The sequence below is a fragment of the Acidovorax sp. FG42 genome, assembly GCF_057809195.1.
Genome location: NZ_JBMDJM010000020.1, coordinates 22,552 through 44,579, shown reverse-complemented (window position 1 = coordinate 44,579; position 22,028 = coordinate 22,552). Strand labels below are relative to the sequence as shown.

26 protein-coding genes and 1 tRNA gene are annotated in these 22,028 nt (G+C 63.7%); 3 read left to right on the top strand and 24 right to left on the bottom strand.

The features are described from left to right. Window positions 1-88: 88 nt before the first annotated feature. Complete coding sequence (secA, locus tag ACODSM_RS18810) at window positions 89-2,845, bottom strand: preprotein translocase subunit SecA (RefSeq protein WP_488806516.1); 2,757 nt, start codon at window positions 2,843-2,845, stop codon at window positions 89-91. 137 nt (window positions 2,846-2,982) lie between these two features. After that, window positions 2,983-3,966, bottom strand: coding sequence for a M23 family metallopeptidase (locus tag ACODSM_RS18805; RefSeq protein WP_488806515.1), 984 nt, complete (start codon window positions 3,964-3,966; stop codon window positions 2,983-2,985). A gap of 32 nt (window positions 3,967-3,998) precedes the next feature. Between ACODSM_RS18805 and ACODSM_RS18800 the strand changes: the two genes are divergently transcribed. Next, window positions 3,999-4,298, top strand: coding sequence for a hypothetical protein (locus tag ACODSM_RS18800; protein ID WP_015012705.1), 300 nt, complete (start codon window positions 3,999-4,001; stop codon window positions 4,296-4,298). Window positions 4,299-4,337: 39 nt separating this feature from the next. On the opposite strand, the gene ACODSM_RS18795 is transcribed toward ACODSM_RS18800, so the two are convergent. The 6 genes from ACODSM_RS18795 to petA form a co-directional block, all read right to left on the bottom strand. Continuing rightward, a tRNA-Thr gene (locus ACODSM_RS18795) sits at window positions 4,338-4,413 on the bottom strand. Window positions 4,414-4,461: 48 nt separating this feature from the next. Beyond that, window positions 4,462-4,998, bottom strand: coding sequence for a ClpXP protease specificity-enhancing factor (locus tag ACODSM_RS18790; RefSeq protein ID WP_488806514.1), 537 nt, complete (start codon window positions 4,996-4,998; stop codon window positions 4,462-4,464). 52 nt (window positions 4,999-5,050) lie between these two features. After that, complete coding sequence (locus tag ACODSM_RS18785) at window positions 5,051-5,662, bottom strand: glutathione S-transferase N-terminal domain-containing protein (protein ID WP_005794209.1); 612 nt, start codon at window positions 5,660-5,662, stop codon at window positions 5,051-5,053. A 101-nt stretch (window positions 5,663-5,763) separates the two neighbouring features. Continuing rightward, complete coding sequence (locus ACODSM_RS18780; protein WP_488806513.1) at window positions 5,764-6,525, bottom strand: cytochrome c1; 762 nt, start codon at window positions 6,523-6,525, stop codon at window positions 5,764-5,766. A gap of 17 nt (window positions 6,526-6,542) precedes the next feature. After that, on the bottom strand, window positions 6,543-7,958 hold the full coding sequence (locus ACODSM_RS18775; protein WP_015012702.1) for a cytochrome b: 1,416 nt from the start codon (window positions 7,956-7,958) through the stop codon (window positions 6,543-6,545). A gap of 11 nt (window positions 7,959-7,969) precedes the next feature. After that, a complete protein-coding gene (gene petA / locus ACODSM_RS18770) occupies window positions 7,970-8,569 on the bottom strand; it encodes a ubiquinol-cytochrome c reductase iron-sulfur subunit (RefSeq protein WP_015012701.1) in 600 nt (199 codons plus the stop codon). Between the two features lie 145 nt (window positions 8,570-8,714). On the opposite strand from petA, the gene mscL reads away from it, so the two are divergent. After that, a complete protein-coding gene (mscL, locus tag ACODSM_RS18765; protein WP_015012700.1) occupies window positions 8,715-9,143 on the top strand; it encodes a large conductance mechanosensitive channel protein MscL in 429 nt (142 codons plus the stop codon). A 185-nt stretch (window positions 9,144-9,328) separates the two neighbouring features. On the opposite strand, the gene pdxA is transcribed toward mscL, so the two are convergent. Both pdxA and ACODSM_RS18755 read right to left on the bottom strand, forming a co-directional pair. Beyond that, window positions 9,329-10,357: a 4-hydroxythreonine-4-phosphate dehydrogenase PdxA gene (gene pdxA / locus ACODSM_RS18760; protein WP_488806512.1), complete on the bottom strand. Its 1,029-nt coding sequence runs from the start codon at window positions 10,355-10,357 to the stop codon at window positions 9,329-9,331. Window positions 10,358-10,480: 123 nt separating this feature from the next. Next, on the bottom strand, window positions 10,481-11,254 hold the full coding sequence (locus ACODSM_RS18755; RefSeq protein WP_488806511.1) for a Nif3-like dinuclear metal center hexameric protein: 774 nt from the start codon (window positions 11,252-11,254) through the stop codon (window positions 10,481-10,483). A gap of 134 nt (window positions 11,255-11,388) precedes the next feature. Between ACODSM_RS18755 and ACODSM_RS18750 the strand changes: the two genes are divergently transcribed. Beyond that, window positions 11,389-12,537, top strand: a complete 1,149-nt coding sequence (locus tag ACODSM_RS18750) for a Do family serine endopeptidase (protein ID WP_291445535.1) — start codon at window positions 11,389-11,391, stop codon at window positions 12,535-12,537. 345 nt (window positions 12,538-12,882) lie between these two features. Here ACODSM_RS18750 and tatC read toward each other — a convergent pair whose 3' ends face one another. From tatC to ACODSM_RS18680, 14 genes are all read right to left on the bottom strand, one after another. After that, complete coding sequence (gene tatC / locus ACODSM_RS18745) at window positions 12,883-13,677, bottom strand: twin-arginine translocase subunit TatC (RefSeq protein WP_110959728.1); 795 nt, start codon at window positions 13,675-13,677, stop codon at window positions 12,883-12,885. A gap of 59 nt (window positions 13,678-13,736) precedes the next feature. Further along, window positions 13,737-14,201 (bottom strand): Sec-independent protein translocase protein TatB, encoded by a 465-nt coding sequence (gene tatB, locus ACODSM_RS18740; protein WP_015012695.1) that lies wholly within the window; start codon window positions 14,199-14,201, stop codon window positions 13,737-13,739. A gap of 52 nt (window positions 14,202-14,253) precedes the next feature. Beyond that, window positions 14,254-14,496 carry a Sec-independent protein translocase subunit TatA gene (gene tatA / locus ACODSM_RS18735; RefSeq protein ID WP_488806510.1) on the bottom strand — a complete coding sequence of 81 codons (243 nt, stop codon included), beginning with the start codon at window positions 14,494-14,496 and terminating at the stop codon, window positions 14,254-14,256. Window positions 14,497-14,602: 106 nt separating this feature from the next. Then, window positions 14,603-14,959 carry a histidine triad nucleotide-binding protein gene (locus ACODSM_RS18730; protein ID WP_488806509.1) on the bottom strand — a complete coding sequence of 119 codons (357 nt, stop codon included), beginning with the start codon at window positions 14,957-14,959 and terminating at the stop codon, window positions 14,603-14,605. Window positions 14,960-15,031: 72 nt separating this feature from the next. Further along, a complete protein-coding gene (locus tag ACODSM_RS18725; RefSeq protein ID WP_295937703.1) occupies window positions 15,032-16,069 on the bottom strand; it encodes a patatin-like phospholipase family protein in 1,038 nt (345 codons plus the stop codon). Then, window positions 16,062-16,448 carry a DUF4870 family protein gene (locus tag ACODSM_RS18720; protein WP_015012691.1) on the bottom strand — a complete coding sequence of 129 codons (387 nt, stop codon included), beginning with the start codon at window positions 16,446-16,448 and terminating at the stop codon, window positions 16,062-16,064. The genes ACODSM_RS18725 and ACODSM_RS18720 overlap by 8 nt, the downstream gene beginning before the upstream one ends. Next, window positions 16,445-16,819, bottom strand: a complete 375-nt coding sequence (locus ACODSM_RS18715; RefSeq protein ID WP_056062032.1) for a phosphoribosyl-ATP diphosphatase — start codon at window positions 16,817-16,819, stop codon at window positions 16,445-16,447. The genes ACODSM_RS18720 and ACODSM_RS18715 overlap by 4 nt, the downstream gene beginning before the upstream one ends. 20 nt (window positions 16,820-16,839) lie before the next feature. Next, window positions 16,840-17,238: a phosphoribosyl-AMP cyclohydrolase gene (gene hisI, locus ACODSM_RS18710; RefSeq protein WP_082522382.1), complete on the bottom strand. Its 399-nt coding sequence runs from the start codon at window positions 17,236-17,238 to the stop codon at window positions 16,840-16,842. 124 nt (window positions 17,239-17,362) lie between these two features. After that, the gene (hisF, locus tag ACODSM_RS18705) at window positions 17,363-18,163 is read right to left on the bottom strand and encodes an imidazole glycerol phosphate synthase subunit HisF (protein WP_295937711.1); all 801 of its coding nucleotides are present in this window, start codon (window positions 18,161-18,163) and stop codon (window positions 17,363-17,365) included. Window positions 18,164-18,286: 123 nt separating this feature from the next. Then, on the bottom strand, window positions 18,287-19,027 hold the full coding sequence (gene hisA, locus ACODSM_RS18700) for a 1-(5-phosphoribosyl)-5-[(5-phosphoribosylamino)methylideneamino]imidazole-4-carboxamide isomerase (RefSeq protein WP_015012687.1): 741 nt from the start codon (window positions 19,025-19,027) through the stop codon (window positions 18,287-18,289). 65 nt (window positions 19,028-19,092) lie between these two features. Beyond that, window positions 19,093-19,770 carry an imidazole glycerol phosphate synthase subunit HisH gene (hisH, locus tag ACODSM_RS18695; RefSeq protein WP_488806508.1) on the bottom strand — a complete coding sequence of 226 codons (678 nt, stop codon included), beginning with the start codon at window positions 19,768-19,770 and terminating at the stop codon, window positions 19,093-19,095. A gap of 51 nt (window positions 19,771-19,821) precedes the next feature. Next, window positions 19,822-20,460, bottom strand: a complete 639-nt coding sequence (hisB, locus tag ACODSM_RS18690; protein ID WP_488806507.1) for an imidazoleglycerol-phosphate dehydratase HisB — start codon at window positions 20,458-20,460, stop codon at window positions 19,822-19,824. Further along, window positions 20,457-21,578, bottom strand: a complete 1,122-nt coding sequence (gene hisC, locus ACODSM_RS18685; RefSeq protein ID WP_488806506.1) for a histidinol-phosphate transaminase — start codon at window positions 21,576-21,578, stop codon at window positions 20,457-20,459. The genes hisB and hisC overlap by 4 nt, the downstream gene beginning before the upstream one ends. Further along, window positions 21,575-22,027, bottom strand: a complete 453-nt coding sequence (locus tag ACODSM_RS18680; protein ID WP_488806505.1) for a PIN domain-containing protein — start codon at window positions 22,025-22,027, stop codon at window positions 21,575-21,577. The genes hisC and ACODSM_RS18680 overlap by 4 nt, the downstream gene beginning before the upstream one ends. Between the last annotated feature and the right edge of the window lies 1 nt (window position 22,028).

The window sequence follows — 22,028 nt, the reverse complement described above, 5'->3', positions numbered from 1 at the left end:
TTCTCAAAAAACTGCGGCCGATTATCCGGAAAACCGTGGCGCGCCAATGAAAACACGGGCCGAAGCCCGTGTTGTCTGGATCAGTAAATCAAGCCAGTTTGCCGTGGCACTGCTTGTACTTCTTGCCGCTGCCGCAAGGGCAGGGGTCGTTACGGCCCACGCGCATGCCTTCAGGCACCGCTTGCTGGGCCACGGTCTGTGCATCCACCGTGGTCTCCACTTCGCCGGTTTCGGTGGGTGCGGTGTAGGTCACGTTGGCAATGCTTTCGGCGCGCTGCTCCATGTCCTGCGCAGCCTGGTCGAGTTGCGCCTGCGACTGCACCTGCACGGTCATGAGGATCTTGGTGACCTCGTTCTTGACTTGGTCGATGAGCTGACGGAACAGCTCGAAGGCCTCGCGCTTGTACTCCTGCTTGGGCTGCTTTTGCGCATAGCCGCGCAGATGAATGCCCTGGCGCAGGTAGTCGAGTGCGCTCAGGTGATCACGCCAGTTGGAGTCAAAGTTCTGCAGCAGCACCACACGCTCGAACTGCGTGAAGTTCTCGCGGCCCACCTGCTCGACCTTGGCATTGAAGGCCGCATGTGCTGCCTGCAGGACCTTGTCCAGGATTTCATCGTCGGTGATCGCATTGGCGCCCTGCACTTCCTGCTGCAGCGCAATCGATACCTGCCATTCTTCTGCAAGCGCCTTCTCCAGCGCGGCCAGATCCCACTGCTCTTCCACCGATTCGGCGGGCACGTACTGGCGGACCAGATCGGTCATGCAGTCTTCGCGCATGGCGGCGATCACGTCCGACAGGTCCGTCGCGTCCAGGATGTCGTTGCGCTGCTGGTAGATCACCTTGCGCTGGTCGTTGGCCACATCGTCGTATTCCAGCAATTGCTTGCGGATGTCGAAGTTGCGGGCCTCCACCTTGCGCTGGGCCGACTCGATGCTGCGGGTCACGATGCCCGCTTCAATGGCTTCGCCATCGGGCATCTTCAGGCGGTCCATGATCGCTTTCACGCGGTCGCCCGCGAAGATGCGCATGAGCGAGTCGTCCAGGCTCAGGTAGAAACGCGAGGAACCAGGGTCGCCCTGGCGGCCCGAACGGCCACGGAGCTGGTTGTCGATGCGACGGGACTCGTGGCGCTCGGTGGCGATGATGCGCAGGCCGCCCAGCGCCTTGACCTTCTCGTGATCCACCTTCCACTGCTCGCGCAGCGCGGCCACCTTGGCGGCGCGCTCGGACTCGGACAGGGATTCGTCGGCTTCGATGGCCGCGACATCCTTCTCGATGTTGCCGCCCAGCACGATGTCGGTACCGCGGCCGGCCATGTTGGTGGCGATGGTGATCATGCCCTCACGCCCCGCCTGGGCCACGATATCGGCCTCACGGGCGTGCTGCTTGGCATTGAGCACCTGGTGGGGCAGACCTTCCTTGTTCAGCAGCTGGTCGATGATTTCGGAGTTCTCGATCGACGTGGTGCCCACCAGCACGGGCTGGCCGCGCTCGTGGCATTCGCGAATGTCCTTGATCGCGGCTTCGTACTTCTCACGCGTGGTCTTGTACACGCGGTCCAGTTGGTCGTCGCGCTTGCTGGGGCGGTTGGGCGGGATGACCATGGTTTCCAGGCCATAGATTTCCTGGAACTCATAGGCCTCGGTATCGGCCGTACCCGTCATGCCGGCGAGTTTGCTGTACAGGCGGAAATAGTTCTGGAAGGTGATGGAGGCCAGCGTCTGGTTCTCGGCCTGGATGTTCACGCCTTCCTTGGCTTCCACAGCCTGGTGCAGACCTTCACTCCAGCGGCGGCCCGACATGAGGCGGCCGGTGAACTCGTCCACGATCACGATCTCGCCGTTTTGCACCACGTAGTGCTGATCGCGGTGGTACAGGTGGTTGGCCCGCAGCGCCGCATACAGGTGGTGCATCAGCGTGATGTTGGCCGGGTCATACACCGATGCGCCTTCGGCGATCAGGCCATGCGAGGCCAGAATGCGTTCGGCCGTCTCGTGGCCTTGCTCGGTCAGGAACACCTGGTGGGTTTTTTCGTCCAGCGTGAAATCGCCGGGCTTGGTCACGCCTTCACCCGTGCGGGGGTCGGCTTCGCCCTCTTGGCGCACCAACAGGGGCACCACCTTGTTCATGGCGATGTACATCGCCGTGTGGTCTTCGGCCTGGCCGCTGATGATGAGCGGCGTGCGGGCCTCATCGATCAGGATGGAGTCCACCTCGTCCACGATGGCGAAGTTCAGGCCCTGCTGCACGCGGTCCTGCGCCTCGTAGACCATGTTGTCACGCAGGTAGTCAAAGCCGTATTCGTTGTTGGTGCCGTAGGTGATGTCGGCCCGGTACGCCGCCTGCTTTTCTTCACGGGGCATGTTGGGCAGGTTGATGCCCACCGTGAGGCCCAGGAAGTTGTACAGGCGCCCCATCCACTGCGCGTCGCGGTTGGCGAGGTAGTCATTCACCGTCACCACGTGCACGCCCTTGCCCGAGAGGGCATTGAGGTACACCGGCAGTGTGGCCGTCAGGGTCTTGCCTTCGCCGGTGCGCATTTCGGCGATCTTGCCGAAGTGCAGCGCCATGCCGCCCAGCAGCTGCACATCAAAGTGCCGCATCTTCATGACGCGCTTGGAACCCTCGCGCACCACGGCAAACGCTTCGGGGAGGATGCTGTCCAGAGACTCGCCTTTGGCCACGCGGTCCTTGAACTCCTGCGTCTTGGCCCGCAGCTGCTCGTCCGACAGCTTCTCGTACTCGGGCTCCATCGCATTGATGCGGTTCACCGTCTTGCGGTACTGCTTGAGAAGCCGGTCATTGCGGCTGCCGAATATTTTGGTGAGGAAGTTGGTGGCCATGCGAACAGGACCGCCTGTCCCGCTGCCATCAGCGCGTCAGGCGACCGAAATCCCTAAAATGAATTGAGTTCAGATGGGTCCTGCGACCGGTATTGCAAGCATTGCAACGGCGGGCAGAGAACGCCGGACCCGCGATTTTACCTGCCCGTTCCCGGGGTAGCCGGCTGTCCCGCCAACGGGGAGGGCTGAACCGCGGCGACCTGGGCCCCGGTGGCTGTACCGCCCGCATTCAGAAACTTCTGAGGATCCTGGAAAACCCCCTGCACCAGCACCTCAAAGTGCAGATGGGGGCCCGTGGAGCGACCGGTGGTGCCAATTTCTGCAATCTCTTGCCCACGGCGCACGATGTCGCCTTGTTTGACCAGTACGCGGGAGGCATGGGCATAGCGCGTCACCAGCTGATTGCCATGGTCTACCTCGACCATGTTGCCGTATGCAGGGTGGTATTCCTGGGTCACGACCACGCCCCCGGCGGCCGCCAAGATGGGCGTGCCGGTATCTGCCTGGAAATCCAGCCCCGTGTGCAAGGCCGACTGCCCTGTGATGGGGTCGACGCGCCAGCCAAATCCCGAACCTGCCACGCGCCCCGTGACGGGCGCATGGGTCGGGATCATCTTCTTGCGGATGTGCTGATCAAACAGACGGGACTCCAGCACCGTCATTAGATCCACACGCTGGTTGGTCAGGCGTTCCAGATCGTCCAGCGTGGCCTGCAATTCTTCCATCGACAGATTGCGAGCGCTCACCAAGGCACCGCCGCGCGCATCCTGCTTCGGGATGTCCGCAGGCGCCATGCCTGCCAAACCCAACACACGGTCCCCCAGGGACTCCAGCTGCACCATGCGCGCCTGCATTTCACCCACGCGCCGGGCCATGGCGTCCAGGTTGGCGCGCATGAAACGGTCACGCTCCGCAAACTCGTCCTTCACCACCAAACGCACCAGCGAGCCCACAATGGGCCAGCCCTCACGCGCGCCTTTCAGAAACACCCAGTGGTACAGCCCTGCCGCCACCACCATCAAGCAAAGCGATACCGCAAGCCCTGCCAGTACCAGGCGTGTGCCAGACAAATGAATGGCCCGGCTGCGCGCCAGCCTGGCGTCCGTGATAATCAAATGCACTGTCCATACTCCACGCCCGAAGACGCTACGCCATGAATCGCCGCCACTACGCCGTCACCCTGCAGCAGGCCAGTGAGGAATCCCCCACACTGGCCAGGCTCACAGCGCTGACACGCGACTCCAGTGATCGGCTCAAGGCCATTGAATTGCTGATCCCCGCCGCGCTGCGCCCTGCAGTTCAGGCGGGTCCCATCGACGGGGACAGCTGGTGCCTGCTGGTAAAGAGCAACGCTGCGGCGGCAAAAATACGCCAACTGCTGCCTGCTTTGCAGGCGCATCTGCGCAGTCGGGGGTGGGAGGTTAACGCGATTCGCCTGAAAGTTCAAACCTGACGGCAAGCGTCGGGCCAGGGAATGGGAAAAGAAGAGAGATGGTGCCGGTTGTCGGAATCGAACTGACGACCTACCGCTTACAAGGCGGGTGCTCTACCAACTGAGCTAAACCGGCGAAGGCGGTATTTTATCCTGTAAAAACCGCCCGAAATTTGAAAACGCGTTATTTGATGCGCTTCAGCGAGGGACGCGCGCCACCCTGAGAAGGCGGAGGCCGGGGCGCATCGCCCCCATCGTCCTTGTGACCGTCTTCCACCCCCACCAGTTGCACAATGCGATCTTCCGCGGCTGCGGCCGACGCCTCCTCCGCTGGCGCGGCAGCAGGAGCGCCCGCCGCAGACAGTGCTGCCGGAGCCCCTTCTGCAGAAGACAGCAGATCCACTGGGGGCGGAAACGCCATGCCCTGACCGTTCTCGCGGGCATAGATGGCAATCACACGGCCCACGGGCACCAGGATTTCGCGGGGCTTGCCGCCAAATCGGGCTTTGAATTCGATGAATTCATTGCCCAGCTGCAACGCGCTGGTGGCATCAAAGCTGATGTTCAGAACGATTTCGCCGTCCTTCACATACTCGCGCGGCACCTGCACGGAATCGTCCACACGCACCGCCACATAAGGCGTCAGCCCGTTGTCGGTGCACCATTCGTACAGCGCACGAATGAGATAGGGGCGCGTGGAGGTCGATTCCTGTGCGGTCATGGATGGCGTTGTTACGGCTACGATGGAAGAAGTGAAGTCTGCAGGCCGCTGCTTACTTCCGCATGACCTTTTCGGACGGCGTCAGCGCTTCGATGTAGGCCGGGCGCGAGAAGATGCGCTCTGCGTACTTGAGCAGCGGAGCCGCATTCTTGGACAGGTCAATGCCGTAGTAGTCGAGGCGCCACAGCAGTGGGGCAATGGCCACGTCCAGCATCGAAAAGTTGTCACCCAGCATGTATTTGTTCTTGAGGAACACGGGGGCCAGCTGCGTCAGGCGGTCGCGAATGTGCGCGCGGGCCTTTTCCAGCGCCTTTTCGTTGCCCTTGGTGGCGCGCGATTCGAGCGTGTTCACGTGCACGAACAGTTCCTTCTCGAAGTTGAGCAGGAACAGGCGCACGCGGGCGCGGTCCACCGGGTCACCGGGCATCAGTTGGGGGTGAGGAAAACGCTCATCGATGTACTCATTGATGATGTTCGACTCGTACAGGATCAAGTCGCGCTCGACCAGGATGGGCACCTGGCCGTACGGGTTCATCACGCTGATGTCTTCGGGCTTGTTGTACAGGTCCACATCGCGGATTTCAAAGTCCATGCCCTTTTCAAACAGGACAAAACGGCAGCGGTGGGAGAAGGGACAGGTCGTACCCGAATAAAGCACCATCATGGTGGGAGGCTCCTAAAAATCAAAAGAGTGGGACGCCAAAAGCGCCCACTCTGCAATAAATCCAATGGCACCCCGCAGGGTGCTGGGAATGGATCTGGCGTTTACTTGACGTCCTTCCAGAACGCGGCGTTCAGGCGCCAGGCGATGACGGTGAACACGCCCAGGAAAATCAGCACCCAGACGCCGACGCGCCACCGGATGTTTTGCGCGGGCTCACCCATCCACTGCAGGTAATTCACCAGATCACCAATGTTCTGGTCGAACTGCAGCGGTGTCATCGTGCCGGGAGTGATCTGCTCCCAGCCCTTGAACACCTGGGTCTTGTGGCCATGGCTCTCGTGCTCTTCAAACACGGGACGACGTTCGCCTTGCATTTGCCACAGCACATGGGGCATGCCCACGCTGGGGAAAGCCAGGTTGTTCCAGCCCGTGGCCTTGGTGTCGTCGCGGTAGAAAGTGCGCAGGAAGGTGTACAGATAGTCAGCCCCCGTACCGCCGTGGCCTGCACGCGAACGTGCGATCACGGTGAGGTCGGGCGGGTTGGCCCCAAACCATTCCTTGGCCTGCTTGGGGTCGATCGACGCCTTCATGGTTTCGCCGACCTTGTCGGTGGTGAACAGCAGGTTGTCCTTGATCTGCTGCTCCGTCAGACCAATGTCGCGCAGGCGGTTGAACCGCATGAACGCAGCGGAGTGGCAGCTGAGGCAGTAGTTGACAAAAATCTTAGCACCGTTTTGCAGCGAGGCCAGGTCGTTGGTCTTGTTGGGCGCCTTGTCCCAGGCGATGGTGTCAGCGCCTGCCGCATGGGCAGCACCAGTGGCCAGACCCACAGCGGCGATCAACGTGAGGATGATTTTCTTCATTGTTGTTATCTCCAGGCTCAGTGCGCCACAAAGGTCACGCGGTCAGGCACGGGCTTGGTTTCACCGATGCGGCTCCACCAGGGCATCAGCAAGAAGAAGCCGAAGTAGAACAGCGTTCCGACTTGCGACACCCGCTCGCCAATCGGCGATGGTGGCTGTACACCCAGGTAGCCCAGGATCAGGAAGATGATCACGAACACGCCGTACAGGTACTTGTGCCAGTCAGGGCGGTAGCGGATCGACTTGACGGGGCTGTGATCCAGCCAGGGCAGGAAGAACAGGATGATCACAGCGCCACCCATCACCACCACACCCCAGAACTTGGCATCGATGGACAGCATCATGGCGATGACCACCACGGCCGCACCCGCGATACCCGCCTTCACAAAGCTGGGCAGCTTGGCCTTGAGCACGCCAAAACCGGCGCCAGCGACCACGCACAGCACGAGCACGTACATCATCTCGGTGGTGATGGCGCGCAGCATCGAATAGAACGGCGTGAAGTACCAGACCGGGGCAATGTGGGCCGGGGTCTTGAGCGGATCCGCAGGGATGAAGTTGTTGTATTCGAGGAAGTAGCCACCGAACTCGGGAGCAAAGAACACCACGGCCGTGAACGCCATCAGGAACATGCTCAACGCGAAGATGTCATGCACCGTGTAGTAAGGGTGGAAGGGCACGCCATCGAGCGGCTTGCCGTTGGCATCCTTGGGAGCCTTGGGGCCCTTGATTTCCACACCATCGGGGTTGTTAGAGCCCACGTCGTGCAGCGCCAGCAAATGCGCTACCACCAGGCCCAGCAGCACCAGGGGCACGGCAATCACGTGGAAGCTGAAGAAGCGGTTCAGCGTCGCGTCGCCCACCACGTAGTCGCCACGGATCAGCAGGGCAAGGTCCGGGCCGATGAAGGGAATGGCGGCAAACAGGTTCACGATCACCTGGGCGCCCCAGTAGGACATCTGGCCCCAGGGCAGCAGGTAGCCCATGAAGGCTTCAGCCATGAGGCACAGGAAGATTGCGCAGCCGAAGATCCAGACCAGCTCGCGCGGCTTGCGGTAGCTGCCGTAGATGAGGCCACGGAACATGTGCAGGTACACCACCACGAAGAACGCCGAAGCGCCCGTGGAGTGCATGTAGCGGATCAGCCAGCCCCAGGGCACATCGCGCATGATGTACTCGACCGAGGCGAACGCCAGGTTGGCGTCCGGCTTGTAGTGCATGACCAGGAAGATGCCGGTCACGATCTGGATCACCAGCACGACCAGCGCGAGCGAGCCGAAGATGTACCAGAAGTTGAAGTTCTTCGGAGCGTAGTACTCCGACATGTGGACCTTGTAGGCGTCAAAGGCCGTCGGGAACCGGTTCTCGAACCAGTTGGTGACCTTGGCGCCTGCGGAGGCGTTCGGCGAGATTTCTTTGAATTCGTGGGCCATGTCGTTCTCCGTCAAGCCTTCTTGTCTTCACCGATCAGCAGGCGCGTATCGGACAGGTACATGTGCGGAGGCACCTCGAGGTTGTCGGGAGCTGGCTTGTTCTTGAAGACGCGGCCCGCCATGTCGAACGTGGAGCCGTGGCAGGGGCACAGGAAGCCGCCCTTCCAGTCATCGGGCAGCGAAGGCTGTGCACCGGGCTGAAACTTGTCGGAGGGCGAGCAACCCAAGTGCGAGCAGATGCCCACACCCACAAAAATTTCTGGCTTGATCGAACGCGCCTCGTTGCGGGCGTACTCGGGCGTGAGTTCGGAGGGCTTGCGCTCCGACTTGGGATCGGCGAGCTGGCCGTCGAGCTTGGGCAGCTCTGCCAGTTGCTCGGGCGTGCGCTTGATGATCCAGACGGGCTTGCCGCGCCACTCCACAGTGACCTTTTCTCCAGGTTTGAGGGCGGAGATATCCACCTCGACTGCAGCACCAGCGGCTTTGGCACGCTCTGAGGGCTGGAAAGTACTCACGAAAGGAACGGCGGTTGCCACGCCGCCCACCGCACCAGCACATGCTGACGTGATGATCCACGTCCGCTTGCTGGAGTCGATTGGAGTGTCACTCATGGGGATCCTCGATGAACATCGCTAGATTGGGGTCAACCGCGAATTGTAGCGGAGTGAAAATGGTTATTTCCAAGTGGTTTGCTGCCTTGACAGAGGGGCGAACCGGGCGATACTCGCCGATCACCGTTTTACCAGGAGAAACTACATGGGGATGATGCAAGAGTTCAGGGAGTTCGCGGTCAAGGGCAATGTGATTGACCTCGCGGTGGGCGTCATCATTGGCGGTGCCTTTGGCAAGATCGTGGATTCGGTGGTAGCGGACCTGATCATGCCCGTGGTAGGGCTGGTCTTTGGCAAGCTCGATTTCTCCAACCTGTTCATCGTGCTGGGCACCGTGCCCCCGGGCACGGGCACCACGCTCGATGCCCTCAAAAAAGCGGGCGTACCCGTGTTTGCCTATGGCAACTTCCTGACCGTGGCGGTCAACTTTGTGATCCTAGCGTTCATCATCTTCATGATGATCAAGCAGATCAATCGCCTCAAGCGCGAAGCTCCTCCCGCCCCCGCCGCGCCGGTGGCGCCCCCCGAAGACATCGTGCTGCTGCGCGAAATCCGCGATAGCCTGAAGAAGTAGCCCCCTTGGGCAAGCGGCCCCTGCGGCCGTACATTACGCCACCGCTACGCTGCAACGACCAGCCGCCGGTGGCGTTGGCTTTTCTGGACAGCTTGGGGCGCTGCTGCGCCCGGGCAGGCACCCACTTTTTCAGCCGTTCGTTTGATTTCGATCAGCGCCGGGCTGGAAAGCCTCGGCGGCCGACATCACCCGCACAGCGCCCGCGCCATGCGCACCGCCTCGATCAGGCTGGAGGGGTCTGCAATGCCCTGCCCCGCAATGTCAAACGCCGTGCCATGGTCGGGGCTGGTGCGCACCAGGGGCAGGCCCAGGGTCACGTTCACGCCCTTTTCCACCCCCAAGTACTTCACCGGGATCAGGCCCTGGTCGTGGTACATGGCAATCACCACGTCGAATTCGCCCGCGCGCTGCGGCGTGCTGCGAGCGCGCATGAACACCGTGTCGGGCGCAAAGGGGCCGTGTACGTCCAGCCCCTCGCCACGCGCGGCTGCAATGGCCGGAACGATCACCTCCAGCTCTTCGCGGCCGAACAAACCGCCCTCGCCCGCATGGGGATTGAGCCCCGCCACACCGATGCGCGGGACGCGGCCCAGGCTGCGCTGCAGGGCCGCGTGGGTGATGTGCAGCGTCTGCAGCACGTTGTCTTGTGTCACGGCCGCAATCGCGTCGCGCAGCGACACATGGATGCTGACGAGCACGGTGCGCAGCTCGTCATTGGCCAGCATCATGCGCACCGGCATCTGGGCCAGCGGCACGTCCTGGTGCGCGGCGGCCTCTGCCTGCAACAGCTCCGTGTGCCCCGGAAAGTCCACCCCGGCTGCGGACAGCGCCTCCTTGTGTAACGGTGCCGTCACCAGCGCCGCCACCTCCCCACGCAACGCGGCGCGCGCGGCCCAGACCACGCTATCCGCCGCAGCGCGGCCCGCGGCGGCACTGATCTCGCCCCAAGGCTGGGCCCCCGGGATACCGGGCAGTTGCAGCACAGGGATGCAGCGAGGCGGAGCGTCCGCCGCCTCGCCGGGTGCACCGATCTGCGCTACGGGCACACCGGGCACGCCGGGGCGCGTGATGACACCTGCAGCGCGGCGCACAGTGGCCAGGTCACCGACGACAAAACAATGGCGCAGCGCATCGGGCGCATCCCGAAAAGCCTTGGCCACGATCTCGGGGCCGATGCCGGCAGGGTCACCCTGGGTGATGGCGATGGGTTGCATGGGTTTGAAGCCAAAAGTGCCTCTAGCGCCAGTTGATCAAGCGCCATTAGCTATGAATAAGTGAGCAAATGAACCACACAACCTGACAATTCGACGCCTTGTTGTGCGGTTTTTCGCCGTGGGCTAGGCGGGGTTGTCGATCTCGATGAACTGGTGGGTCAGCCCGCACTGTTCTGCCACATGGCCCGCCACAGCGGGGGCGCCGTAGCGCTCGGTGGCATGGTGCCCGGCAGCAATGAAGCCCACGCCCGTCTCGCGCGCAAGATGCGTCTGGGGCTCGGAGATTTCGCCGGTGATGAAAACATCCGCCCCTGCCGCGATGGCCGACTCGAAATACCCTTGCGCGCCGCCCGTGCACCACGCCACGCGGCGCACGGGGCGCTGTGCAGCGGCATCACCACCCACATCACCCGGAGACGCCAGGGTGACTGAGCGTCCGAGCACCTGGGCCACATGGTCGGCCACGGCCTGGACATTGTCGAACGCCGCTGGCGCCGCAAAGCCCAGGTCCTGCTCGCCAAACCGCGCATCGGCGGCAAAACCCAGCACCCGGCCCAGCTGTGCGTTGTTGCCGAGGTCAGCATGGGCATCGAGCGGCAGGTGGTAGGCAAACAGGTTGATGTCGTGTGCCAGCAGCAGCTGCAGCCGCTGCTTCATCCAGCCCGTGATGCGGCCGTCCTGCCCGCGCCAGAACAGGCCGTGGTGCACAAAGATGGCGTCGGCCTGCGCTGCAATGGCCGCTTCGATCAGCGCACGGCTGGCGGTCACGCCGCTCACCACTCGCCGGATCTCGGCCTTGCCCTCGACCTGCAGGCCGTTGGGGCCGTAGTCCTTGAAGCGCTCGGGTTGCAGCAGGCTGTCAAACGCCTGCAAAAGTTGACTGCGGTGAATGCTCATGCCGCTATTGTGGCGCGCCGTCCGCACCCCACATTGGGAGACAATCCCGCACTGGAGGAATACACCGGGCCGCCCAGGAGAATCTGCGGGGCCCGCCTCCATTGCCCACCCTGTACCACCGGTAAGCACCTTTCATGAAGCGACTCTGGCTGCTGTTTTCCCAGTCCGTGACGGTCCTCGTTGCGGCCTACTTTGTTGTCGCCACGCTCCAGCCTGAATGGCTGGGCCGGGGCACCACGCGCTCCGGGGCGGGCATTGCGCTGCTGGAGGCCCCCGCCACACCACCTTCCCAGCCCGCAGCGGGCAGCTTCAGCGGTGCGGCGCGCAAGGCGGCACCGGCCGTGGTCAGCATCAACACCAGCAAGGAAGTGCGCCACCCGCGCAGCAACGACCCCTGGTTCCAGTTCTTCTTTGGCGACCAGGGCAGCCAGGCACAGGCGGGCCTGGGCAGCGGCGTGATCGTGAGCCCCGAGGGCTACATCCTGACCAACAACCACGTGGTGGAAGGCGCGGACGAGATCGAGGTGACCCTCACCGACAGCCGCCGCGCCCGTGCGCGCGTGATCGGCACTGACCCCGACACCGACCTGGCCATCCTCAAGATCGAACTCGACAAGCTGCCCGTCATCGTGCTGGGCAACTCCGACGCCTTGGACGTGGGCGACCAGGTGCTGGCCATCGGCAACCCCTTCGGTGTGGGCCAGACCGTGACCAGCGGCATCGTGAGCGCGCTGGGCCGCAGCCAGCTGGGCATCAACACCTTCGAGAACTTCATCCAGACCGACGCGGCCATCAACCCCGGCAATTCGGGCGGCGCGCTGGTCGATGTGAACGGCAACCTCATGGGCATCAACACCGCGATCTACTCGCGCTCGGGCGGCAGCATGGGCATCGGCTTTGCCATCCCCGTGTCCACGGCGCGCATGGTGCTCGATGGCATCGTGAAGGACGGGCAGGTCACGCGCGGCTGGATCGGCGTGGAGCCCAACGAACTCTCGCCCGAACTGGCAGAAACCTTTGGCGTGAAGAAGGCCACCGAGGGCGTGATCATCACCGGCGTGCTGCAGGATGGCCCCGCCGCCCAAGCTGGCATGCGGCCCGGCGACGTGATCGTGCAGGTGGATGGCAAGGCCGTGAGCAATGTGTCGCAGCTGCTGACCGCTGTGGCAGCGCTCAAGCCCGGCCAGGCGGCAGCGTTTGACGTGCAGCGGGCTGACAAGCGGGTGGAGCTGAGCATCAACCCGGGCGTACGCCCCCGACCCCAGCGCAATGTGAGACGCTGACGCCTGAACAGGCTAGGACCGGAATCACCAAGGCCGGGTACGAGCCGTCAGCGCAGCGGAGAGTGGGAACAGGTCAGCGAAGATTGGCGGCCTCGATGGCCCTTGTGCGAGCTCAGGCGGGAATGAAGCACGGGCCGGCAGGAAGGGATCGGATGGCTCATGTCACGCCAACGCGTGTGCAGCCAACTCCACGCAGCACTATGAAAATGATAGCTTCAAGCGCATATAACACTAGCGCTTGCGGCTGTCTTTATTGAATATTCGCTTTCGCAGCCTGGGCGAAGCCCCAGAGACGTGATCTGCGCATACCTTCGTCGCGGCCCCGCCCCTTGCGAGGCCAGAGGGTCAGGATGCGGAAGCGGACTCGCCAGGCTCTTCGGGCGCCTGGGTGTGCTTGATGAAGATCTGTGCGGCCCAGATGCCCACTTCGTACAGCAGGCACATCGGCACGGCCAGCGACAGCTGCGACACCACATCGGGCGGGGTCACGACGGCGGCCACCACAAAGGCCAGCACGATGAAATAGCCACGAAACTCGCGCAGCTTCTGCACGCTCACGATGCCCATGCGCGCCAGCACCACCACAGCAATCGGCACCTCGAAGGCCATGCCAAACGCCAGGAACATGGACAGCACAAAACTCAGGTAGGCCTCTATGTCAGGTGCCGCCGTGATGCTCTTGGGCGCAAAGCTCTGGATGAAGGCAAACACCTGTCCAAACACCAGGTAGTAGCAAAACGCCACTCCCACGAAGAACAGCAGCGTGCTGGAGATCACCAGCGGCAGCACCAGCTTCTTCTCGTGCGAATACAGGCCGGGCGCCACAAAAGCCCAGATCTGCCACAGCACAAAGGGCAGCGCCAGCAAAAACGCCGACATCAGCAAGATCTTGAGCGGCACCATGAAGGGCGAGATCACCGAGGTGGCGATCAGCGTGGCTCCCTTGGGCAGATGGGCCACCAGGGGGGCGGCCAGAAAGTCATACAGCGCGCCGGGCCCCGGGAAGAAGAACAGGATCGCCGCCGCAATGGCGATGGCGATCATGGCCTTGACCAGGCGGTCGCGCAGCTCCATGAGGTGCTGTACGAACGGCTGCTCAGTGCCGGCCAGTTCGTCTTCTTTGGAGGGAGTTTCGGACATGGTGGGTTTTCGTGGGCGTCAAGGCCGCCCATGCAGCGCAGGGGGCGCGGCAGGCTGCGTCAGTGGAATTTTTGGGGGCGGTAGCGTGCTACGCGGGCTGCGCCAGACTGCGCCTTGGTGCGCACGCCACTGCGTGCCTTGTACCACTGGGGCACCGCGCCGCGCTTGAGGCGCCAGTTCTTGCCAGGGTGCTTGTAGGCAGGCACCACGGCCGCCTGCTCGCGCAGATCAGCGTTGCTGCTCGAATCGATGGCCTCGTTCCAGTCCTTCTCGAACTCGCTGGCGCTGGTCTGGATGGTGTTGTGCACGTCGCGCGCGGCGTTCTCCACCGTGTCCTTCATCTTCTTGAGCTCATCGAGCTCCATGGACCGGTTGACCTCCGCCTTCACGTCGGAGACATAGCGCTGCGCCTTGCCCAGCAAGGTGCCGACGGTGCGGGCCACGCGGGGCAGCTTTTCGGGGCCGATGACGATCAACGCCACGGCACCGATCAGCGCCATTTTGGACAGACCAATATCAATCATGGATCAGGCGCCCGTTCAAGGCAGGCAAAGGCAGCAGGTCGATGGCACCCGCTCAGCTCTTTTGCTTGGCTTCGACATCGATGGTGGTCTTGTCGGCAGCTTGGCTGTTGGCCACCTGGCCAGCGGGGGGCGTGGCAGCAGCGGGAGAGTCCGAAGCGCCGTCCTTCATGCCGTCCTTGAAGCCCTTCACGGCGCCGCCCAGGTCGGAGCCCATGTTCTTGAGCTTCTTGGTACCGAACACCATCACAACGATCAACAGCACGATCAGCCAGTGCCAGATGGAAAAAGAGCCCATGAAATATCTCCTAACGAATTGCAATCATTTTAGACGGGGGGCGTGACAGGAGTTCAATGCCGGGACATGCCGGCACCTCTGTATCTGCCCCGATCGTCAGCCTGGTTCAGCCTTTGAGCCACGGGCGGGGTCCGCCCATCACGTGGATATGCAGGTGGTGGATTTCCTGCCCACCTTCAAGCCCCGTGTTTACCACGACGCGAAAGCCACCATCCGGGTACGGGTTGCAGCCCTGCTCCAGCGCCAGCTTCGGCGCCAGCGCCATCATGCGCCCCAGCACGCCAGCGTGCTCCGGGGTGACCTGTGCCATGGAAGGGATATGCAGCTTGGGCACCATCAAAAAGTGCACTGGTGCCCACGGGTGGATGTCGTGGAAGGCGAAGACTTCTTCGTCCTCATAGACCTTCTTGGAAGGAATCTGGCCCGCGATGATTTTGCAGAAAAGGCAGTTCGGATCGTGCATGGGAAGGATCGGAGCAAAAGGAATCAGTGGTGCACAGGTGCAAAGCAACCCTGACAGCACCTAGCGTATGGGCTAGGCATTGTCAGCGATCTTGATGCTGGGGCGCACGCCCACATCCTTGCGGTGTGCGTGCAGCCACTCCTGCCCTGCTGTGCGGCCCAGCGCAAACAGCTTGCGCACAAAGGCCAGGTCCGCGCGCAGCTTGCTGTCGGCCCCGAAGGGCGCCAGCACCGAGCCACCATCGATGCGGTGCATGCGCACGCTTTTGTAGCGGCGGGCATCGAGCTTGCCTTCGGCGAGCAGGCGGCGCACAAACTCGATGGCGCGCAGCTCGGCCAGCAAGCTGGCGTTGAAGGTGACTTCGTTCATGCGCTCCATGATCTCGGAGGCGCTGCTGGGCACGTCCAGGTGCTCGACGGGGTTGATCTGCACGAGCAGGATGTCCGAGGTATCGGTCTGGTAGATCAGCGGATGCAGCGCGGGGTTGCCGGAATAGCCGCCGTCCCAGTACGCCTCGCCCTCGATCTCGACCGCCTTGAACAGCATGGGCAGGCAGGCCGATGCCATCACCGCATCGGCACTGAGCCGGGGCCCAAAAAAAATCTCGCCCCGGCCGGTGCGTACATTGGTCGCACACACAAACACCTTGGGGCCGACCACACCGGTGCGGGCGGAGCACAGCAGGCTGAAGTCCACCTCGCGCTCCAGCAGCTTGCGCAGGGGGTTGATGCCCAGCGGATTGGTCTGGTAAGGCGAGAACCACTGCGACATCATGCCCACCAGCGGGTTGGCGGCGGACAGCGGCGTTCCCCAGGTCAGGCTGCCCAGCGCGCCCACCCCTTCCCACAGGCGGGTGAGCGATTCGCGGGCCAGGGCGCAGCCTGCGAGGTGGGCGTCTTCGGGGTCCTTGTGCTGCTGCGCGGCCTGCGCAAATCCGTGCGCCAGGGCCACGGCGTTCATGGCGCCTGCGCTGGTGCCACTGACACCATCGAACTGCCACTGGCCGTCCTCCAGCAGCGCGTCGAGCACGCCCCAGGTGAGCGCACCGTGCGAGCCACCGCCCTGCAGCGCCAGGTTCAGACGCGGGCGGGGACGGGTTGCCTCATGCATCCACGGCCTGGCTCTTGTTCATGGCGACCATGCCACGCACGATGCGGTAGAGGAACCAGATGGAGATCAGGCCCCAGGCGATCCAGCCGGGCAGGAAGAACAGCAGCCACAGCGGCGCGGTGACGATGTAAAGCACGCCCGCCCAGATCACCGTGCGGATGCGCCACGAGAAATGGTTGGCCTGCCAGGTGCCTTCGGCATCGCCTTTTTTCACCAGGTCGATCACCAGCGCCACGATCAGCAGCGCAGCGCCAGGCTGTGCGCCCGGGATGACCGCCCCCAGCGCCACGATCAGGTGCAGCACATAGCTGACCCAGCCGATGGCCTTGAGGTCTTCGGCCTTCTGGTCGCTGGTCTGCACGTCGATGATGTCGCTCACGGTGTGCCTTCTTCGGCAGCGCGTTCCGCCACCTTGCGCAGGGCCTTTTCCTCGATGCCGCTGGTGCCTTCGCGGCGCTCCAGCTCGGCCACCACGTCGGCGGGCGTGAGGCCGTAATGGGCCAGCGCCACCATGGTGTGGAACCACAGGTCGGCCACTTCGTAGACGATCTTGGACTTGTCGGCGCCGTGGTCCACGTCCTTGGCGGCCATCACCACCTCGGTGGCTTCTTCACCGATCTTCTTCAGGAAGGAATCCGGCCCCTTGTGCAGCAGGCGCGACACGTAGCTGGTGGCCGGGTCGCCACCGTTGGCGGGCTTGCGGCTCTCAATGACGGCGGCAAGACGCGCCAGGGAATCGTGGGAACTCATGGTCTTGTCGTCCATTGCCATTACTTGTAGATGGATTCGGGGTCTTTCAAGACCGGATCGACCGCGTGCCAGGCACCGTCCTTGAGCACGCTGAAAAAGCAGCTGTGGCGGCCCGTGTGGCAGGCGATGCCGGGCTCGTGGCCCTGCTGGGTGACCTTGAGCAGCACCACGTCGTTGTCGCAGTCCAGGCGGATTTCGTGCACGGTCTGCACGTGGCCGGACTCTTCGCCCTTGAACCACAGCTTCTTGCGCGAGCGGCTGAAGTACACGGCGCGGCCCAGCTCAGCGGTCTTCGCCAGGGCCTCGCGGTTCATCCACGCAAACATCAGCACGTCGCCCGTGCCCTGCTCTTGCGCAATCACGGGCACCAGGCCCTGCGCATCCCATTTCACTTCATTGAGCCAGTTCATGGGAGCCATTGTCGGTGATCTGGTTGGCGCGCCCGTGCCCGCCAAGGCGCGCATCCACGTTTTTCAGGTGTTCTTGGCCGCAAGCGCAGGTATTACATGCGCCAGCAGCTATCAAATCAGGAGTAAATGCCGATCACATCCGCACGGGGATGCCCCGCTCGGCCATGCGCTGCTTGGCCTGGCCCACGGTGTATTCGCCGTAGTGGAAGATGCTGGCGGCCAGCACCGCGTCGGCACCGCCGGTCTGGATGCCGTCGGCCAGGTGGTCGAGGTTGCCCACGCCGCCCGAGGCGATCACAGGCACGCTGACCGCATCGCTCACGGCGCGGGTCAGCTCCAGGTCAAAGCCCGCCTTGGTGCCGTCGCGGTCCATGCTGGTCAGCAGGATCTCGCCCGCACCGCGCTGCGCCATTTCGGTGGCCCAGGCGATGGCGTCCAGGCCCGTGTTCTTGCGGCCGCCGTGGCTGTACACGTCCCAGCCCGCCCCCACGGGCTGGCCGTTGGCGCCCAGGCGTTGCGCGTCTTCGGCAGAGCGGCGCTTGGCGTCGATGGCCACCACGATGCACTGCGCGCCGTACTTGGCCGACACGGCGTTGATCACCTCAGGGTTGGCAATGGCGGCCGAATTGAAGCTGGTCTTGTCCGCACCGGCATTGAGCAGGCGGCGCACGTCGTCCACGGTGCGCACGCCCCCCCCCACGGTGAGCGGAATGAACACCTGGCTGGCCACGGCCTCGATGATGTGCAGGATGAGGTCACGGCCATCGCTGGTGGCGGTGATGTCCAGGAAGGTGAGCTCGTCAGCGCCCTGCGCGTTGTAGCGCGCGGCAATTTCGACCGGGTCGCCGGCGTCGCGCAGCTCGACGAAATTGACGCCCTTGACCACACGGCCTCCGGTGACGTCAAGACAAGGAATGATTCGTTTTGCGAGCATGTCAGTGAGCGATTCGTTGATTTGGCGCTACCGAGGCCAGCAGACGCCGTGGAACTGGCTTCGCCAGGCCACTGGCGTCGTCCCCTGGGGGAAGCGGCGAAGCCGCTCAGGGGGTGATCGATTTCAGCCGTTCAGTTCGTCGGCACGCGCCTGCGCCGCCGCGAAGTCCAGGTCGCCGCTGTAGATGGCGCGGCCGCAGATCACACCTTCCACGCCCTCGTCTTCCACCGCGCACAGCTGCTCGATGTCCGCCATGTTGGACAGGCCACCCGAGGCAATCACGGGAATGGTCAGCGCCTGGGCCAGTTTGACGGTGGCGTCGATGTTGATGCCCGAGAGCATGCCGTCGCGGCCGATGTCGGTGTAGATGATGGATTCGACGCCCCAGTCCTCGAACTTCTTGGCCAGGTCCACGACCTCGTGGCCGGTGAGCTTGCTCCAGCCGTCGGTGGCCACCTTGCCGTCCTTGGCGTCGAGCCCCACGATGATGTGGCCGCCGAAGGCGCTGCAGGCGTCTTTGAGGAAGCCGGGGTTCTTCACGGCTGCCGTGCCGATGATCACGTAGCGCAGGCCGCCGTCGATGTATTTTTCGATGGTGTCCAGGTCGCGGATGCCGCCGCCCAGCTGCACGGGGATGTCATCGCCCACCTCTTTCAGGATGGACTTGATGGCGCTGTAGTTCTTGGGCACGCCCGCAAACGCACCGTTCAGGTCCACCAGGTGCAGGCGGCGTGCGCCAGCATCCACCCACTTGCGCGCCATGGCGGCGGGGTCTTCACCAAAGGTGGTGGATTGGTCCATATCGCCTTGCTTGAGGCGTACGCAGTGGCCGTCTTTGAGGTCGATGGCGGGAATGAGCAGCATGGTGGTGAAGTTCGGGTGAAAAAGGGCGAGACGAAGCTCGGCCCGAACGGGTGGGGGTTAAGGGATCAGGGATTCCAGTGCAGAAAATTGCGGTACAGGGCCAAGCCGTGCTCCGCGCTCTTCTCCGGGTGAAACTGGGTGGCAAAAATATTATCGCGCGCAACGGCGGCAGCAAACAAACCGCCGTAGTCGGCCTGCCCGGCGCAATGGGCGGGATTTTGCGGCACCGCGTAGAAACTGTGCACGAAGTAGAAATAACTGTTGTCCGGCACGCCCGCCCACACCGGGTGCACGCCGCCCCCGTGGTGCGCGTGGGGCATCTGCCGCACCTGGTTCCAGCCCATCTGGGGCACCTTGAAGCGGCTGCCGTCGGGCTGGGTGCGGCCTGCCAGGTCGAACTTGAGCACGTCGCCAGGGATCAGGCCCAGCCCAGGGGTGTCACCCTCGGCGCTGTGGTCCAGCAGCATCTGCATGCCCACGCACACGCCAAACATCGGCTTGGTGGCAGCGGCTTCGAGCACCGATTCCTGCAGGCCCGACTCGCGCAGCTCGCGCATGCAATCGGGCATGGCGCCCTGCCCTGGCAGCACGATGCGCTGGGCGGCGCGCACGTCTTCGGGGCGCTGGGTGACGACCACGGTCCAGCCCGTGCCCTCGGCGGCGGCCTGCACGGCCTGCGACACCGAGCGCAGATTGCCCATGCCGTAGTCCACGACCGCCACTGTTTTTGCTTCCATATTCATAGCTACTAGCGCATACAAATCAAGCGCTTGCGCCTGATTTGACTGAAAAATTCACAGAGAACCCTTAGTGGAGGGGATGACACCGGCCGAGCGCGGATCACGCTCCAGCGCCGCACGCAGCGTGCGCCCGAACGCCTTGAAGATGGTCTCGCACTGGTGGTGTGCGTTGACGCCCTTGAGGTTGTCGATGTGCAGCGTCACGCCCGCGTGGTTCACAAAGCCCTGGAAGAACTCGAACACCAGTTGCGTGTCGAGCTGGCCGATGCTCCCGGCGGTGAACTTCACGTCCATGTGCAGCCCGGGGCGGCCCGAAAAATCGACCACCACGCGCGACAGCGCTTCATCCAGCGGCACGTAGGCGTGGCCGTAGCGGCGGATGCCTTTCTTGTCGCCCACGGCGCGCGCAAAGGCCTGGCCCAGGGTGATGCCCACGTCTTCCACTGTGTGGTGGCCGTCGATGTGCAGGTCGCCTTCGCAGTCGATGTCGAGGTCAATCAGCCCGTGGCGGGCGATCTGGTCGAGCATGTGGTCAAAGAAGCCGATGCCGGTGTGCAGCTTGGCCTGGCCGGTGCCGTCGAGGTTGATGCGCACACTGATGCGCGTCTCGGCGGTGTTGCGGCTGCCCTCGGCAATGCGGTCGGCCATCGGGTCGGCCGATGGGGCGGAAGGTACGAGTGCGGAGGAAGTCATAGGGAGGCTTGGAGTGCGGCCAGCATCTGCGCGTTGTCTTCGGCATTGCCTACCGTCAGGCGCAAGCAGTTGGCCAGCAATGGGTGCATTGTAGAAACGTTCTTGACGAGCACCTTGCGGTTTTTCATGCCCTCGTAGGCCTTGGCGGAATCCGCCACACGCAGGAGCACCATGTTGGCCTCGCTGTCCCAGCACTTTTCGACCCCCGGCATCTGGCGCAGCGCGGCGATGAGCGTGGTGCGTTCGGCACGGATTTCCGCCGCCTGGGCGGCGAAGACCTCGGCGTGTTCCAGCGCAAACAGGGCGGCTTCGCAGTTGAGCACGCTCACGTTGTAGGGCGGGCGCACCTTGTCGATCTCGCTCACGAACGCCGAGGGCCCGATGAGGTAGCCCAGGCGCACGCCTGCGAGGCCAAACTTGCTGAGCGTGCGCATGAGCAGCACGTGCGCATTGCGCGCAGGCTCGGCACGCATGCGGTCGATCCAGGTGCGGCTGGCAAAGGGCTGATAGGCCTCATCCATGACCACGATGCCGCCCTGCGCGCCCGCAGCGTCGATGATGCGCTGCACCGCGCCCTCGTCCCACAGCGTGGCCGTGGGGTTGTTGGGGTAGGCGATGTAGGTGATGGCCGGGCGGTGCTGTTCGATGGCGGCCAGCATGGCAGGCTCGTCCAGCTCAAAATCAGGCGTGAGCGGCACGCCGACAAAGTCCAGGCCCTGCAGCTGCGCCGACAGCGGGTACATCACAAAACCGGGCATGGGTGCCAGCATGGTGGCGCGCTGACCTGTGCCCGGCTGTGCGCAGGCCAGGGCCAGCAGGGTGATGAGTTCGTCCGACCCATTGCCCAGCACGATGCCATAGCCCTCGGGCATGCCCGCGTACTGCGCCAGGGCCGCCTTCAGGTCGGCAATGCGGTCGCCGGGGTAGCGGTTGAGTGCCACCGAACCCAGGCGCTGGCCCAGCGCGGCCTGCAAATGCGCGGGCAGGCGGAAGGGGTTCTCCATCGCGTCCATCTTGAGCATGCCGGTGGACGGCTGCACGACATAGGAATGCATCGCGCGCACGTCAGGGCGGATGCGGGCCAGGGCCTGGAGGGGGGACGACGCGGGAGTAGTCATTCGGTGGTGTCCAGTTCGTTGGGGGTGACAAGGAAAGGGTTGATGGGGCGCACGGCGTCCATCGCCTGATCGTGCGGCAGTGCCTCGGTCAGCAGGTAGCGGCAGCCTTGCTGGTGGGCGGACGAGAGGATGAGCGCATCCCAGTAGCCCAGGCGGTAGCGGTCCTGCAGGTCCCAGGCGCCGTCCACGGTGTAGGAGTCCAGGTGCGGCGGCAGCCACACGCGCAGGCGGCGCACCTGGGCGCGCACCTGCTGCAGCACGTGGGGACCGTCAAAACGCTGGATGGCCTGGTTGTACAGCTCGTTGAGCACCTGCGAGCTGATGCGGCCGCTGCGCGTCTGCCAGCAAAAGCTGATCCATTCCCGCGCCCGCGCCTGGCGCTCGGCATCGCGGTCGTCCACGCTGGCGAGCAGGATTTCGGTATCGACAAAGATGGGGACGGTGGCCATG